This is a genomic window from Paraburkholderia sediminicola, assembly GCF_046027825.1.
Lineage (GTDB): Bacteria > Pseudomonadota > Gammaproteobacteria > Burkholderiales > Burkholderiaceae > Paraburkholderia > Paraburkholderia sediminicola_D.
The window spans coordinates 39,338-55,104 of sequence record NZ_JAQQDU010000042.1 but is presented as its reverse complement, the minus strand read 5'-3'; the positions used below and the strand labels follow the sequence as shown (position 1 = coordinate 55,104).

Sequence of the window (15,767 nt, the reverse complement as noted above, 5' to 3'; positions counted from 1 at the left end):
GATGACAGTTTGCGCGCAGCCCGCACGCAAATTGCTGCATTGCACAAGTACGCTTTGTTCAGTATGATCGAGCAGACTGTTGGCCGAAAATCAATGTGCCCACAACCAATACGGCCTGCCGCAACGCCACACGCGTGTTTGCCAAGCCCCATGCGAACCGCTTAAACGGAGCACCCATGCTCTACCAACTGCACGAATTCCAGCGGGCGATGTTGAGCCCCCTCACCGCCTGGGCCCAGGCCGCGTCGAAATCTTTCGCGAATCCCGCCAGCCCTTTGGCCTATGTGCCCGGTGCCACGCGCCTTTCAGCCGGTTACGAACTGCTCTACCGGCTCGGCAAAGATTACGAAAAGCCTGAGTTCAACCTTCATCAGATTGTCAAAGACGGTCATAACATTCCGATCATCGAACAAACGATTGTCGAGAAACCGTTTTGCCGCCTGATGCGCTTCAAGCGATTCGCCGACGACAGCGACGCTGTCACCCAATTGAAAGATGAGCCGATCGTGCTGGTGTGCGCGCCGTTGTCAGGCCACCACGCCACGCTGCTGCGCGATACCGTGCGCACGTTGCTGCAAGACCACAAGGTCTACCTGACCGACTGGATCGACGCACGCATGGTGCCGCTCGAAGCCGGCGAGTTTCATCTTGACGATTACATCGCCTACATCCAGGAATTCATCCGCCACATCGGCGCGAAGAATCTGCACGTGATCTCGGTATGCCAGCCCACCGTCCCGGTGCTCGCCGCCATTTCGCTGATGGCGAGCCGCGGCGAAGACACGCCGCGCACCATGACGATGATGGGCGGCCCGATCGACGCGCGCAAGAGTCCGACCTCGGTCAACTCGCTCGCCACGCAGCACTCGTATGAGTGGTTCGAAAATAACGTGATCTTCACGGTACCGCCGAACTATCCGGGCGTGGGCCGTAAGGTTTACCCGGGCTTCCTGCAACACACCGGCTTCGTCGCGATGAATCCGGAGCGGCACGCAGCCTCGCACTGGGACTACTACCAGAGCCTCCTGCGCGGTGACGAAGACGACGCGGAAGCCCATCGCCGCTTCTACGACGAGTACAACGCCGTGCTCGACATGGACGCGGACTATTACCTCGACACGATTCGCGTCGTGTTCCAGGAATTCCGTCTGGCCGAAGGCACGTGGGACGTCGCCGGCGAACGGGTGCGTCCGCAGGACATCAGGAAGACCGCGCTCTTCACGATCGAAGGCGAGCTGGACGATATCTCCGGCGACGGGCAGACGTTCGCTGCGCAAGAGTTGTGCAGCGGCATTCCGGAAGAGAACAAGCGCCACTTCACCGCGGAAAAATGCGGCCACTATGGCATTTTCTCGGGCCGCCGCTGGCGCACTATCATCTATCCGCAGCTGCGCGACTTCATCCTCGAGCACAATAAGGCGCCGAAGGTAACGAAGGAAAAAGTCGAAGCCTAAGCACCGCGCGCACAGATATATACAACGGCCTCTTCTTCAGAGGCCGTTGTCGTTTCTGACGCGTCTTATGACGCTTCGTATGCCGTAGAAGCGCTGCCGCCTACTTCCGCAACAGATACGCAAGCAGCAACTCGGTGTTCATCTGAATGACCTCGCTGCGCTCGCTCGCACTGCTGAAATCGCGACCGAGTGTCGCTTCAAGCGTGAAGCGGTTCGACACGATGTAGTAGCCCATGCCGGACAGCGTCACGTAAAAGCGCAGCGGATCGATGTTGGTGCGGAACAGCCCCGCGCGTTGACCCCGCTCAAGAATGCTGCCGAGTGTGGCAACGATCGGCGAGATCATTTCGCGGATGCGCGTCGACTTCTGCATGTAGCGTGCCTCATGCAGATTCTCGTTGTTAATGAGACGCAGCAACTCGGGATGATCGCGGTAGTAATCCCAAACAAAATGCGCGAGACGTGTCACCGCCTCGACCGGCGCAATGCCGTTCAGTTCGAGTGCGCGTTCCGCTTCATTGAGCGCGCTGAATGCGTGCTCGAGTACCGCAGTGAAAAGCTGCTCCTTGCTACCGAAGTAGTAATAGAGCATGCGTTCATTCGTCTCCGCGCGGCGGGCGATCTGATCGACGCGCGCGCCGAACAACCCTCCATTTGCAAACTCTTCGGCCGCCGCAAGCAGAATGCGGCGCCGCGTGCCTTCAGGATCTCTTTTGATTTTCGGCTGATTCATGGTGGCATCGTCTTCGTGAGCCGCGTTATCCGGATCGCGCCGCCGGCCTCTCCTCGGGCCTTGCACCGACAGCACTGAACGGGCTGGTTGGGGGAACACCCTTCTGCGGTCTTTCGAAAAAGCGCTTCGATTATGGCACATGGATTGCGGATGGCAATTGGGGAAATCGGCGATAATGTGCTATTTAGTTCAAGCTCAGCGCTTGCGCTTAGTTGCCGCCATTCACGCCTCTATTCGTGTCTGTATTTGCCTATATTGGCGCGTGTTTGCGTGCTTTCGCAGCGCTTTTGTGTTGCCCCGGCCTGCCGCGTGTTTTCCCTAGTCCACGCTCGGCAAGCTGTGCGGCCACGAGGCAAGCCCCAACGTCGTGACCGTGACCGATTCCAGAACACTCGCAGATCGCATCGAAGATCTGCTGCCCCAGACGCAATGCACGAAGTGCGGCTATCCCGCATGCCGTCCGTACGCCGAAGCCGTTGCCCTTGGCGAAGCGAACTACAACCAGTGCCCGCCGGGTGGTGCCGAAGGCATCGCGCGTCTCGCCGCCCTGCTCGGCAACCCGGTGATTCCGCTCAATTCCGCCAACGGGGTCGAACGGCCGCGCCCGTTGGCGGTTATCGACGAACAAGTTTGCATCGGCTGCACGTTGTGCATGCAAGCTTGTCCAGTCGATGCAATAGTTGGTGCACCGAAACAGATGCATACGGTCATCGTCGAGCTCTGTACCGGTTGCGAGCTGTGTGTGCCTCCCTGCCCGGTCGACTGCATCGCGATGCCCCCGCTCACGGGTGAAGCAACCGGTTGGGACGCGTGGAGCCAAAGCCAGGCCGACGCCGCGCGCGAGCGCCACAGCCGGCGTGAGGCCCGTCTCGCACGCGAACGCGAAGCTGCCGAGGCACGTGCTGCAGCGCGGCGAGCGGTCGGCAGCACGCCCGCGCAGGTGACAGAGATCGATGCCGCGGCAACCGTCACCGCGCCCGCGGCGGATGACGCCGAAGCGAAAAAACGCGCCATCATCCAGGCCGCGCTCGAGCGTGCCCGCCAGAAGAAAGAAGAGTTGACCGCCAAAGGCCAGGGTCCGCAGAACACCGAGCGCGTCAGCGCCGACGTGCAGGCGCAGATCGACGCCGCCGAAGCACGCCGCCGCCGTCTCGGGCTCGCCGCGGACAACACCGCGGGTAAAACTGATATTCCGCCAACGAAGCGCTAACCCTTAACTTTACGCTGCGCATGAACGCGAACAAACGCCGCGCCATCTACGAGACGCTTCAGAGTCTCAACCCGCATCCCACAACCGAGCTCGAGTACACCACTCCGTTCGAACTGCTGATTGCCGTGCTGCTGTCGGCACAAGCCACCGACGTGTCGGTGAACAAGGCGATGCGCAAGATGTTCCCGGTCGCGAACACGCCGCAGAAGGTGTTCGATCTCGGCGAAGAAGGGGTTGCCGGCTACATCAAGACGATTGGCCTGTATCGGACCAAGGCGAAGAATGTGATCGCAACCTGCCGCATTCTGCTCGACCAGTACGGCGGCGAAGTGCCGGAGGATCGCGAAGCGCTTGAAAGCTTGCCAGGGGTCGGCCGTAAAACGGCGAACGTGATCCTGAACACGGCGTTCGGTCATCCGACCATCGCCGTCGATACGCACATCTTTCGGGTTGCGAATCGAACCGGGCTCGCACCCGGCAAAGACGTCCGCGCGGTCGAAGCGGCGCTGGAGAAATTCACGCCCGCCGAGTTCAAGCAGGACGCGCACCACTGGCTGATCCTGCACGGCCGCTATGTCTGCAAAGCACGCCGGCCGGAATGCTGGCATTGCGTGATCGAGCCACTGTGCGAATTCCGGCCCAAGACGCCGCCACCAGATCTTTGAGGGTGGCGCGCCGCCAGCACGCTACGTGACCCCGGCGTAAAATGACGCCCTGCACGCACGCCTCAAGCGCCCCACACTAACCGCACCGTTCCCACGATGTTCAATCCTAGCCGCGACGAAGTCCGCCAATTTTTCACCGACACCTGGCGCAAGCAGCGTCAAGGCGAGATTCTGACGCCGCTCGAAGCGATCGCGGCCGACTGGATCGTCGAGCATCCGGAATATCACGCCGACCTGACCAACACGGAAGCCGCCCAGACTCAGGACTACTCGCCCGAACGTGGCCAGACCAACCCGTTCCTGCATCTGTCGATGCATCTGGCGATCACCGAACAGTTGTCGATCGATCAGCCACCGGGCATCCGCGCGGCGCATGAGCGGCTTGCCGCCCGGCTCGGCTCGACCCATGAGGCGCAGCACGCAATCATGGACTGCCTTGGCGAAACCATCTGGGAAGCGCAGCGCACCGGCACGCCGCCGGACACTGATGCCTATTTGCAGCGCATCGAGCAACGCGCCACCCGGGACTGAAAACACAACACCCCGCCGGAGCGGGGTGTTGTTCAATCTGAAAGCATCGTAAAAACAGCGCGACGCGATTACTTCTTCTGCACCAGCGCGCCGTCCAGCGATTCGATGTAGGCCGCGATGTCTTTCATATCGCTTGGCGACAGGCTTTGCACCTGCGCCTGCATGATCGCGTTGTTGCGACCGAGGTGCGGGTTGCCGTTGCCCATCTGATACTGGCGCAGCGCCCAGTAGACGTAGTCGGAATGCTGACCCGCGAGCTTCGGATATTCCGGGCTCACCGGATTATTCAGGTTGGCGCCGTGGCAAGCCGCGCAGTTGTGGTTGCTGGCCAGCACCTTGCCGTTGCCTGCGTCAGCGGCGTGCGCGACGTTCGCTGCAACCAGACCGATGACTGCCGCCGACGCGCATGCAGCCTTGAACACCGTGTGGAGTGCCTGTTGGGGCTTATTCATGAATTCTCCTATCCCGCGAATTTATTTAGCCGAGTGACCGGTTGGGTGACCGCAGCCGATCACTTGTCGGGATTGCTCTTCGAAGCGGCATTTTGCGCTGCGTAGTAGGCAGCGATATCGGCGATGTCCTGATCCGACAGCGACGCGGTGATCGCGCGCATCGTTTCGAAATGGCGGTCGCCCTTCTTGTAGGCATGCAAGGCGTTCTCGAGGTACGCCTGATTCTGGCCGCCGAGCATGGGCACGCGGTAGACCTCAGGGTAAGCCGTACGGTATTCAGGGATGCCGTGGCAGCCAATACACATCGCGACCTTGCCTTGGCCCGCCTTCGCGTTGCCGACGACATCCGCTGCCTGCGCACTGGCCGCATAGCCCGCTAGCACCGACAGCGCTGCGATCACGACGTGTTTGCTGACGAATTTATTCATAGCATGTAACCTGGCTTGAGGGGAAACGGGCGCCCGGAAAGGCAACGGCCCGCGCCGTTATTCTTATAGGGTAGCCACGCAGGCCAAAAAAATCGGGCTAATTGTACCGCGACGCCGCGCCGAACGTCCACCGACCGGGCCCAGCGGCGCATCCGGCCACCGCAAAGCCACGGCTAACGCCATTTTGCTCCACCGCGCCTGCTCCGCGGGTGACACCTTACGCGAGCCCGTTTCAGCGCAACAGGCCTTCTGACTTATACTGAGTTTTTTCCCAAAAAAGAGCATCTCGCCATGCGTTTTGAAGGCTCATCGCAGTACGTCGCCACTGACGACCTCAAGCTCGCGGTCAACGCCGCGATGACGCTGAAGCGCCCGTTGCTGATCAAGGGCGAACCCGGCACCGGCAAAACGATGCTCGCCGAAGAAGTCGCCGCCGCGCTCGGCATGCCGCTGTTGCAGTGGCACATCAAGTCCACCACCAAGGCCCAGCAAGGCCTGTACGAGTACGACGCGGTGTCGCGCCTGCGCGACTCGCAACTTGGCGACGAGCGCGTCAAGGACATTCGCAACTACATCGTGAAGGGCGTGTTGTGGCAGGCGTTCGAGTCGGAGGAGCAAACCGTGCTCCTGATCGACGAAATCGACAAGGCCGACATCGAATTCCCGAACGACCTGCTGCGCGAACTCGACCGCATGGAGTTCTACGTGTACGAGACCCACGAGCTGATCCGCGCCAAGAAACGCCCGCTCGTGATCATCACGTCGAACAATGAGAAGGAGTTGCCTGACGCATTCCTGCGCCGCTGCTTTTTCCACTACATCAAGTTCCCCGATCCGGTGACGATGCAGCAGATCGTCGAGGTGCACTACCCCGGCATCAAGAAAGAGCTGCTCGCCGCGGCGATGCAGAGCTTTTTCGAGCTGCGTAACGTCGCCGGCCTGAAGAAGAAGCCGTCCACGTCGGAACTGCTCGACTGGCTGAAGCTGCTGCTCGCCGAAGACATCCCGCCCGAAGCGCTGCGCTCGTCCGACCAGAAGCAGATCATCCCGCCGCTGCACGGCGCGCTTCTGAAGAACGAACAGGACGTGAGCCTGTTCGAGCGGCTGATCTTCATGAACCGCAACAACCGCTGATCGACCACTGAATAATCGCTAACACCCGTTGATGAAGGCGCCGCGCCGCACCCCCGCCGCCGAGGACACAGCATGCTGATCGACTTCTTCTACTCGCTGCGCGCCGCCAAACTGCCGGTGTCGGTGAAGGAATACCTGACGCTGCTCGAGGCGCTGAAAGCCAATGTGATCGCACCGTCGCTCGACGAGTTCTACTATCTCGCGCGCATCACGCTGGTCAAGGACGAGCAGTATTTCGACAAGTTCGACCAGGCGTTCGGCGCGTATTTCAACGGCGTCGCGCAAGCCTCGGAGTTGGCTTTCGACGTCCCGCTCGACTGGCTGAAGAAGAAGCTGCAGCGCGATCTCTCGCCGGAAGAAAAGGCACAGATCGAAGCGATGGGCGGCATCGACAAGCTGATGGAGCGCCTGAAAGAACTGTTCGACGAACAGAAAGAGCGCCACGAAGGCGGCAACAAATGGATCGGCACGGGCGGCACCTCGCCGTTCGGCAACGGCGGTTATAACCCTGAGGGCGTGCGCATCGGCGGCGACGCGGCGGGCAATCGCACCGCCGTGAAGGTGTGGGAAGCGCGCGCCTATCGCGATTACGACGACCAGGTCGAAATCGGCACGCGCAACATCAAGATCGCACTGCGCCGCTTGCGCCGTTTCGCTCGCGAAGGCGCCGCCGAAGAACTCGATCTGCCCGACACCATCCGCAGCACCGCCGCGAATGCCGGCTGGCTCGACCTGAAGATGGTGCCGGAGCGCCACAACAAGGTGAAAGTGCTGATGCTGCTCGACGTGGGCGGCTCGATGGACGATCACATCAAACGCACCGAAGAGCTCTTTTCCGCCGCCAAGGCCGAGTTCAAGCACCTCGAGTTTTATTACTTCCACAACTGCGTGTACGACTTCCTGTGGAAGAACAATCGCCGCCGTCATGCCGAGCGCATGCCGACGTGGGACCTGCTGCACAAGTTCACGCCCGACTACAAGCTGATCTTTGTCGGCGATGCGACCATGAGCCCGTACGAAGTACTGCAACCGGGCGGTTCGGTCGAATACAACAACGCCGAAGCCGGCGCCGTGTGGCTGCGGCGCCTCGCCGATCATTTCCCGCACTATGCGTGGCTGAATCCGGAGCCGGAGGGTTTGTGGGCCTACCGGCAGTCGGTCAGCGCGATCCGGGAAGTGCTCGGTCACCGCATGTATCCGCTCACCCTCGCCGGACTCGAAACGGCGATGCGCATGTTGAGCAAATAGTCAGCTCGCGTTTTCACTCCAACGATAAGAAAGTTTTCGCATGAATCCGTCTTCGTCGCCCGATTTGTCCCCTGCCAACGTACCCGCCGGGCGTCTCAGACCGTTTGCCGATACGTCGTTGTCCGCCGTCGTCGCCGGCTTCGTCGCGATGATGACGGGCTATACCAGCTCGCTCGTGCTGATGTTCCAGGCAGGCCAGGCCGCGCATCTCAGCGATGCGCAGATTTCGTCCTGGATCTGGGCGCTGTCGATCGGCATGGCCGTCTGCACGATCGGTCTCTCGCTGCGCTTTCGCGCGCCGATCGTGATTGCCTGGTCGACGCCCGGCGCGGCGCTGCTGGTCTCGTCGCTGCCGCATGTGGCTTATCCCGAGGCGATTGGCGCGTTTATCGTCTGTGCCGTGTTGCTGACGGTGGTCGGCCTGACCGGCTGGTTCGACACGCTGATGAAGAAAATCCCGGCAGGCATCGCCTCGGCCTTGCTGGCGGGCATTCTGTTCGAGATCGGCATCGAGATTTTCCGCGCCGCGCAGTTCCAGACCGCGCTCGTGCTGACGATGTTCTGCACCTATCTGATCGTCAAACGCCTCGCGCCGCGCTATGCGATCGTGACGACGCTGATCGTCGGCACGGCTGCCGCCGGCGGCCTCGGACTGCTCGACTTCAGTCGCTTTCACGTCGCGCTCGCGCATCCGGTGTTCACGATGCCGGCGTTTTCGGTTGCGGCGAGCATCAGCATCGGCATTCCCTTGTTTGTCGTCGCGATGGCCTCGCAGAACGTGCCGGGGATCGCCGTACTGCGCGCGGACGGCTACACCACGCCCTCCGCGCCGCTGATTTCGACGACCGGCATCGCCTCGCTGCTGCTCGCGCCGTTCGGCTCGCACGGCATCAATCTTGCGGCGATCACGGCGGCGATCTGTACCGGCCCCGAAGCGCACGAAAACCGCGACAAGCGCTACACCGCAGCGGTCTGGTGCGGCATTTTTTATCTGATCGCCGGGATCTTCGGTGCAACCATCGCGGCGCTGTTCGCCGCCTTGCCGAAGGCGCTGGTGGTCTCCGTCGCGGCGCTCGCGCTGTTCGGCTCGATCATGAGCGGCCTTGCCAACGCGATGCAGGACCTGAAACAGCGCGAGGCGGCCCTGGTCACGTTCATGGTGACGGCCTCGGGCCTCACCCTGCTGTCGATCGGCTCGGCGTTCTGGGGGCTGGTGGCGGGCGTGCTGACGCAACTGGTGCTGAACGCCCGGCGCGCCTGAATCGTCAGCGATAATTTGTAGGCGGCAATTCGTCGGCAGCAAGCCGGCACCGGCAGTCGGGGCCAGAGGCCGGCGCCGAAAATTGGCCAAAAAATCAGTCGCCCAAAATCCCCGTGAACGGATCGCCGGGGGCAAGTGTCAATACTGCATCAGGCGATCCGCCATAGAATAGAAGCATCCGGCAGCGCTTTCCGTCAAAATTCCCCGGCAACATGGCGGGCAGATGCTGCAGCGTGACCCGCGGCCACCGGAACTGTTTTGCCTGTTCCGTCCGGTGGCGACCTCATTTCTCCTGAACCACGGCGCACGCGCGCCATGAAGGCTCGAACATGACAACCGCACTCGACCAACTCAAGCAATACACCACTGTCGTGGCCGATACCGGCGACTTCCAGCAGCTTGCCCAGTACAAGCCGCAGGACGCGACCACCAATCCGTCGCTGATTCTGAAGGCTGTCCAGAAAGACGATTACAAGCCGCTGCTCGAGAAGACCGTGAAAGCCCACGCGTCGAAGCCGGTTGGCGCCATCATCGACCAGTTGCTGATCGCCTTCGGCACCGAAATTCTCAAGATCATCCCGGGTCGCGTGTCGACCGAAGTGGACGCGCGCCTGTCGTTCGACACCGAGGCGTCGATCGCCAAGGGCCGTGAACTGATCGCGCTGTACAAGGACCATGGCATCGGCCGCGAACGCGTGCTGATCAAGCTGGCCTCCACATGGGAAGGCGTCCGTGCTGCCGAAGTGCTGCAGAAGGAAGGCATCCACTGCAACATGACGCTGCTGTTTTCGCTCGCGCAGGCCGCTGCCTGTGCCGAAGCGGGTGCGCAACTGATCTCGCCGTTCGTCGGCCGGATCTACGACTGGTACAAGAAGAACGCCGGCAGCGCGTGGGACGAAGCGAAAGACGGCGGCGCCAACGATCCGGGCGTCAAATCGGTGCGTCGCATTTACGCGTACTACAAGAAGTTCGGCTACAAGACCGAGGTGATGGGCGCGAGCTTCCGCACCCCGGGTCAGATTCTGGAACTGGCCGGCTGCGACCTGCTGACCATCAGCCCGGATCTGCTGCAAAAGCTGCAGGAGAGCACCGACAAGGTCGAGCGCAAGCTGTCGCCTGACATGGGCGAGAGTGCGGACATCGAACGCGTGCCGGTCGACGAATCGTCGTTCCGTTTCCTGGTCAACGACGAAGCCATGGCAACCGAAAAGCTCGCTGAAGGCATCCGCGCGTTCGCTGCAGACGCTGTCAAGCTGGAAAAGCTGATCGAAGCGCTGCGTTAAGCGTAGCCTTCGCCGCCTGGTTGCGCGGCCGAGCACGCGGCCCTGAGCCTTCCGGTTCGGGGCCGCGTGCCGTTTACAGGCCCACGCTCGATACGCTCCCGGCCCGCAGCCCCTTACGAAATATTGTCACAATCGCTGCCCTGACAGACGACTACAATCGTCTGCACGCCGCGCCCTCATTACCGCTTACCCGAGGAATGCGGCGCCGCTGACCCCTATTCCGGGAGACGATTATGTACGTTCAGCCTTACGTATTTTTCAACGGCCGCTGTGAAGAAGCGCTCAAGTACTACACCGAGAAGCTCGGCGCTGAGGTGTTGTTAATGATGCGCTACAAGGACGCGCCGCCCGACCCGCAAAATCAGCCGCGTCCGGGTCTGGAAGAAAAGATCATGCACGCCACGATCAGAATCGGTTCGACCGACTGGATGGCCTCCGACGGCCACTGCGACCCTCAGGCCACGTTCAGCGGCTTCAGCCTCTCGCTGACGGCTGACGACGCCGCGTCGGGGGAAAAATATTTCAATGCGCTGGCCGACGGCGGTTCCGTGACGATGCCGTGGCAAGCCACCTTCTGGAGCAAGGGCTTCGGGATGCTGGTGGACCGCTTCGGTCTCGCGTGGATGGTGACGGTACCGGAGGCCTAAAAAGCTAAACCTGCAGCACATTGCGTGAATGCCGCTCGATATTCCAGTTCGGCTCAGTTTCCAACAATAGCGCGCGCAGCCGATCCACCTGTTCGGCTAATCGCTGGCCGAGCCAATACGGCCCCTGCAAGTCACGTGGCAATTCAAGCGTCACGTCGTCGCCGCATGCCTGGGTGAGCGGCGACGCGGCCGGAATGCCGAAGTGCGTCGCACGGCCAAACCGCAGGCCGCGCGCCATCGCCAGCAGAATGCCACGCACGGCATGCACCTCGACGCCACACGCCTGCGCATACGCAGCGCGCGCCGCGGCGTCGGCCTGCATCAGCGGACCGGTCGCCAGCAATTCCAATGAACTGAGCATCTGCCGATGCAGCCGCTGGATCTCTTCGAGCGTGGCCTGCGGCACATCGATCTCCTTCGCCACCGAAGGCATCAGCGAGCGCAACTGAACCAGCCGCTGGTTGATCGCGAGGAAGTGTTTGACTTGCTCATCTTCGTTGATCGTCGCTCCTGCCAGCAAACGGGTGTAGATCCGCGCGCATTCGCGCAGATTGTCGGCGATCCCGTAGCGCCACGAATAGGTCGCGTGCAACGGCAACGCGAACGAAAACGCCAGCGCGATGATGATGCCGATCAGCACATTCAGCGTGCGCCAAAGGCCGACGTCGATCAGATTGTCGCCATGACCCGCGACGATGCACATCGTGATCGCCGTCAGCAGACCGATATACCCCGACGAACCGATGGCGAACCAGGCGCAGATTGCCGCAACGATCGACATCAGCACATAGGTGAGCGGCAGCGAGCCGGTCAGGTTCTGCAACAGGATCAGCGCAAGACCGATCGCCGCGCCGAGCAGCGTCCCGGCCGCCCGGTCGGCGGCCTTCTTGCGAATATTGCCGTGATGCTGCAAGCCGCCGATCACCACCAGCAGCGTTACCGACGACCAGATGCCGTGAGGAATGTTGATACCGGTGGTCGCGAGAATCGACACCAGCATGGCGACGCCGACGCGCAGGCTATGCAGCATCTTCGCGTGACGATAGCGGTAGTACGGCGACGTGATCGTGCGCGCCATACGGCTTATGGCCGAGCGGCGGGCGATGACGCGGGGGGAATCGGCAGAAGCCATGGCTCGCGCGATGGACGCGTTGTAGGACGGTTCCGCTATCGTGCCCTGGAGTGCCCCGGAAAGACAAACGCCCGCAAACTTTTGTCTGCGGGCGTTGCTTTTCCGGCGAGATGGAACGGCTGACTTAGCCTTCGACCACGTCCAGATAGTCTTCCGGACGGGTACGGTCCTCGGCGCGCTGCATGCCCAACATCCGCACCAGCAGGCTCACCACCACCGACACCACCAGGTTGACGATCAGTGACCACACCGCCGCGTAGCCGGGGATCGCCATGCCGAACAGATGGATCGTGAAGATCGAACCCGCCAGCTTCAGCGAAATCGCCATCCACGTGCCGGTGGCAATGCCGACCGCCCAGCCGACCAGGAGGCCGCGGTAGTCGAGCACGCGCGTGTAGAGACCCAGCACGATTGCCGGCAGCGTCTGGATGATCCAGATGCCGCCCAGCAGTTGGAGCTGGATCGCGTACGTCAGCGGCAGACCGAGAATGAACGCGACCGCGCCGACCTTGACGATCAGCGACACCAGCTTCGCGACGTTGGTCTCCTGCTCATGCGACATGTTGCGGTTCACGAACTCCTTGTGGATGTTGCGCGTGTACAGGTTCGCAGCCGCAATCGACATGATCGCCGCCGGTACCAGCGCGCCGATACCGATCGCCGCGAACGCCACGCCCACGAACCACGACGGGAAGAAGTGCAGGAACAGCGCCGGCACCGCGAAGTTCGGGCCGAACGCCTTGAAGTACGGCGCGAATTCCGGCATGTCCTTCACGCCCGACGCCAGCGCCATGAAGCCCAGCAGCGCGAGCAGGCCAAGCACCAGCGAGTAAGCCGGCAGCATCGCCATGTTGCGGCGGATCGTGTTACCCGACTTCGACGACAGCACCGCGGTGATCGAGTGCGGATACAGGAACAGCGCGAGCGCCGAGCCCACCGCAAGCGTCGCGTACGCGCTGTAGCCGTTCAGGCTCGACACGTCCGGTGCCTTCAGCAGCAGCTTGGCCGGCGGCACCACGCTGAAGATATGGCCGAAGCCGCCCAGTTGCGGCGGAATCACGATGATCGCGGCAAAGATCACGATATAGATCAGCACGTCCTTGACAACCGCGATCATGGCCGGCGCGCGCAGGCCCGACGTGTACGTGTAAGCCGCCAGGATCGCGAAGGCGATGATCAGCGGCAGATCGCCGACGAAGCCCTTGGTGTCGAAACCCAACGCGCCGATCACCACTTCGATACCGACCAGTTGCAGCGCGATGTACGGCATCGTCGCGACGATACCCGTCACGGCGATCGCCAGCGCCAGCATACGGCTGCCATAGCGAGCCGAGACGAAGTCGGCCGATGTCACATAGCCCTGACGTTTGGCGATGCTCCACAGCTTCGGGAACACGACGAACGCGAACGGATAGATCAGGATCGTGTACGGCAGCGCGAAGAAACCGGTTGCGCCCGCACCGAACACCAGCGCCGGCACGGCGATGAAGGTGTAGGCGGTGTACAGGTCGCCACCCAGCAGGAACCACGTGACGATGGTGCCGAAGCGCCGGCCGCCGAGGCCCCACTCTTCCAGATGGGCCAGGTCGCCCTTACGCCAATGGGCCGCGATAAAACCGAGAATGGTGACGCCGATGAAAAACAGGACGAAGACGAAAGTTGCGGTGGCGTTCATTATTGCGCGCCCCCTTGCGAGCTGCCCGGGTTGCCCGACGAACGGGTCTTGGTCTTGAAGTACACGAGCGCCGTGATGACCGCGCTGATCAGCACCCACAGGAGCTGGTACCAGTAGAAGAACGGGAAATCGAACAACTGCGGTTCGACCTTGTTGTATGACGGCACCCAGATCATTGCGATCCAGGGCAACAGCAGCAACCAGAGCCAGTGCTTGCTGGCCTTGTTCGCGTCGGCGTCGTGAGCCATGACGTCTCCTCTTCCCTATTATTGAAATGTTGGCCCGTGTTTTGACGGGTGGTGGATCCCACAGCGGACGGCCGCCCTGCGAGGGATCGCCCCGCTGATGCCCACGGGCGCCCCGAAAGCTTCGAAAGAGTATAGGAGCGGTGAACGTCCGGTCAAGCAGGGACGACCCGATGCGGGACAGTGGTTTGGAGGCTGGCGGGACGGGGCTTTGACGCTGGCGGGGCACGGCTTCGAAAGAGGGGGCGTGAGGCTCGGTGCGCCGTAGGCCTGGATCAGGCTGGGCCGATGCCCGGCTCGCGCGTGAGCCCCTGAGCGAAACGCGGATCGGCTCTGCGATGCGCGATGGGTTGTGGCTTTGAAGACCGTCGCGTGGACGCAACGGCGTAGGCAAGACTAGACCGATGTACTGCTTTGGGTCTGACCCGGCGGAAGAAGTGGCTGATGCACAGCACTGAACGGCTGCGATGCCACCGGATAGATACGGCTGATTCCGTTGGAGTGCCAGCCTTGCCGCTGAGGCTTCCGGCTGCGCTCGCCCAGCGCCGACGCTTACAGCACGGCGGCAGCGGGCTTTTCGGTCTTGCCGCAGTCGAGCCGGCTTGCCCGGCCCGACCGCTCCAGTCATCAGATCGTGAACGAGCCGCCGTTCTGCCCTGTCGATTCTTGCAGGCCCTTGATCCACTTGCGCGCCGGCAAACCGAGTTCAGCTTCGATCAGCTTCGCGCGAGCTTGCAGTGCCGTGAACGGCACGTCGAGCGCCGGGCCCGAGAAGGCGATCGCGATGCGGTTGCCGTCATGCACTTCCGGCAGCGCGACCACGCGACCATCGAACGCTTCATTGAGGCGCTTCATGTTGCGCACGAAGCTCGGATGATCGCCGAACAGGTTGATCGTCACCACACCCGCGTCGGTCAGACAGGCGCGCACCGCACGGTAAAAGCCAACGCTGTCGAGCACCGGGCCACGCGCGGTCGCGTCGTAGACGTCGATTTGCAGCGCGCCGATCGTGCCGTGATTGGCGCGGTCGTTGACGAAGTCCCACGCATCCATTTCGTGCACGGTCAGGCGTGCGTCGTCGTGCGGCAGTTCGAACATCGTGCGCGCGGCCACGACCACCGCCGGGTTCACTTCGACCGCCTCGACCTTCGCGCGCTTCAGGAAGCGGTACGCAAATTTGGTCAGTGCCGCGGCGCCCAGGCCGAGCTGCACGATACGCTTGGGCGTTTCGATGAACAGCAGCCAGGCCATCATCTGCTGCGCGTATTCGAGTTCGACGTGATCCGGTTTGCGCAGACGCATCGCGCCTTGCACCCATTCCGTGCCGAAATGCAGGAAACGTACGCCGCCCTCTTCCGAGAACGTCACCGGTGCGAAACGCGGCTTGCGCGGTGCTTCGATCTGCGGCGCATCGTGCAGGTCATCGTCATGCAGCGCGCGCTTTTTGCTGCGCACTGCTTTCTGTTTGTTCAGCGTGCTGTCGCCGGCGTCAGCATCTTTGTTGCGGAAAGCACGGGCTTCAGCCGAGGCGCGCTTGATCAGTTTCGTCATGTAAGGATGTCGCGCCAGAGACGCAATTTTTGGTCGAACGAGAGCATAGCATTCGCCGGACTCGACGAAGGCAAAACGAGGGTGGCGCAGCTGGCGTTGTGTTCGCACCGGCCATGGA

Annotated in this window: 16 protein-coding genes and 1 pseudogene; 9 read left to right on the top strand and 8 right to left on the bottom strand. The window is 62.0% G+C overall.

The window, feature by feature from the left end:
- Positions 1-176: 176 nt before the first annotated feature.
- A complete protein-coding gene (locus PQQ96_RS22595) occupies positions 177-1,454 on the top strand; it encodes a polyhydroxyalkanoate depolymerase (RefSeq protein WP_408296789.1) in 1,278 nt (425 codons plus the stop codon).
- A 100-nt stretch (positions 1,455-1,554) separates the two neighbouring features.
- Here PQQ96_RS22595 and PQQ96_RS22590 read toward each other — a convergent pair whose 3' ends face one another.
- On the bottom strand, positions 1,555-2,187 hold the full coding sequence (locus PQQ96_RS22590) for a TetR/AcrR family transcriptional regulator (protein WP_408296786.1): 633 nt from the start codon (positions 2,185-2,187) through the stop codon (positions 1,555-1,557).
- Positions 2,188-2,560: 373 nt separating this feature from the next.
- On the opposite strand from PQQ96_RS22590, the gene rsxB reads away from it, so the two are divergent.
- The 3 genes from rsxB to PQQ96_RS22575 all read left to right on the top strand — a co-directional run bounded on the left by rsxB (position 2,561) and on the right by PQQ96_RS22575 (position 4,593).
- Positions 2,561-3,397 (top strand): electron transport complex subunit RsxB, encoded by an 837-nt coding sequence (rsxB, locus tag PQQ96_RS22585; protein WP_408296783.1) that lies wholly within the window; start codon positions 2,561-2,563, stop codon positions 3,395-3,397.
- A gap of 20 nt (positions 3,398-3,417) precedes the next feature.
- Positions 3,418-4,062 carry an endonuclease III gene (nth, locus tag PQQ96_RS22580; RefSeq protein ID WP_074285000.1) on the top strand — a complete coding sequence of 215 codons (645 nt, stop codon included), beginning with the start codon at positions 3,418-3,420 and terminating at the stop codon, positions 4,060-4,062.
- A gap of 96 nt (positions 4,063-4,158) precedes the next feature.
- Complete coding sequence (locus PQQ96_RS22575; RefSeq protein ID WP_408296780.1) at positions 4,159-4,593, top strand: DUF1841 family protein; 435 nt, start codon at positions 4,159-4,161, stop codon at positions 4,591-4,593.
- Positions 4,594-4,661: 68 nt separating this feature from the next.
- Here PQQ96_RS22575 and PQQ96_RS22570 read toward each other — a convergent pair whose 3' ends face one another.
- Together PQQ96_RS22570 and PQQ96_RS22565 are read right to left on the bottom strand one after the other, a co-directional pair.
- Positions 4,662-5,045, bottom strand: coding sequence for a c-type cytochrome (locus tag PQQ96_RS22570; protein ID WP_408296777.1), 384 nt, complete (start codon positions 5,043-5,045; stop codon positions 4,662-4,664).
- Positions 5,046-5,104: 59 nt separating this feature from the next.
- On the bottom strand, positions 5,105-5,473 hold the full coding sequence (locus PQQ96_RS22565) for a c-type cytochrome (protein ID WP_408296774.1): 369 nt from the start codon (positions 5,471-5,473) through the stop codon (positions 5,105-5,107).
- A gap of 291 nt (positions 5,474-5,764) precedes the next feature.
- Between PQQ96_RS22565 and PQQ96_RS22560 the strand changes: the two genes are divergently transcribed.
- The 5 genes from PQQ96_RS22560 (at position 5,765) to PQQ96_RS22540 (ending at position 11,046) form a co-directional block, all read left to right on the top strand.
- Positions 5,765-6,607: an AAA family ATPase gene (locus PQQ96_RS22560; protein ID WP_054035023.1), complete on the top strand. Its 843-nt coding sequence runs from the start codon at positions 5,765-5,767 to the stop codon at positions 6,605-6,607.
- A 72-nt stretch (positions 6,608-6,679) separates the two neighbouring features.
- Positions 6,680-7,855 carry a vWA domain-containing protein gene (locus tag PQQ96_RS22555; RefSeq protein ID WP_408296770.1) on the top strand — a complete coding sequence of 392 codons (1,176 nt, stop codon included), beginning with the start codon at positions 6,680-6,682 and terminating at the stop codon, positions 7,853-7,855.
- A 40-nt stretch (positions 7,856-7,895) separates the two neighbouring features.
- Complete coding sequence (locus PQQ96_RS22550) at positions 7,896-9,116, top strand: benzoate/H(+) symporter BenE family transporter (protein WP_408296767.1); 1,221 nt, start codon at positions 7,896-7,898, stop codon at positions 9,114-9,116.
- Positions 9,117-9,445: 329 nt separating this feature from the next.
- Entirely contained in the window at positions 9,446-10,399 is a 954-nt protein-coding gene (gene tal, locus PQQ96_RS22545) for a transaldolase (protein ID WP_408296764.1), read from the top strand.
- Between the two features lie 233 nt (positions 10,400-10,632).
- Complete coding sequence (locus PQQ96_RS22540) at positions 10,633-11,046, top strand: VOC family protein (protein WP_408296762.1); 414 nt, start codon at positions 10,633-10,635, stop codon at positions 11,044-11,046.
- 4 nt (positions 11,047-11,050) lie between these two features.
- On the opposite strand, the gene PQQ96_RS22535 is transcribed toward PQQ96_RS22540, so the two are convergent.
- The 5 genes and pseudogenes from PQQ96_RS22535 to PQQ96_RS22515 form a co-directional block, all read right to left on the bottom strand.
- On the bottom strand, positions 11,051-12,178 hold the full coding sequence (locus PQQ96_RS22535) for an FUSC family protein (RefSeq protein WP_408296759.1): 1,128 nt from the start codon (positions 12,176-12,178) through the stop codon (positions 11,051-11,053).
- Between the two features lie 124 nt (positions 12,179-12,302).
- Complete coding sequence (gene mctP / locus PQQ96_RS22530; protein WP_408296756.1) at positions 12,303-13,853, bottom strand: monocarboxylate uptake permease MctP; 1,551 nt, start codon at positions 13,851-13,853, stop codon at positions 12,303-12,305.
- Entirely contained in the window at positions 13,853-14,101 is a 249-nt protein-coding gene (locus tag PQQ96_RS22525) for a DUF3311 domain-containing protein (protein ID WP_408296753.1), read from the bottom strand. The genes mctP and PQQ96_RS22525 overlap by 1 nt, the downstream gene beginning before the upstream one ends.
- Positions 14,102-14,725: 624 nt before the next feature.
- Positions 14,726-15,649: a class I SAM-dependent methyltransferase gene (locus PQQ96_RS22520; RefSeq protein WP_408296750.1), complete on the bottom strand. Its 924-nt coding sequence runs from the start codon at positions 15,647-15,649 to the stop codon at positions 14,726-14,728.
- A pseudogene (locus tag PQQ96_RS22515) lies at positions 15,646-15,744 on the bottom strand (DNA-deoxyinosine glycosylase); the annotation flags it as partial. The gene PQQ96_RS22520 and the pseudogene PQQ96_RS22515, both read right to left, overlap by 4 nt.
- Between the last annotated feature and the right edge of the window lie 23 nt (positions 15,745-15,767).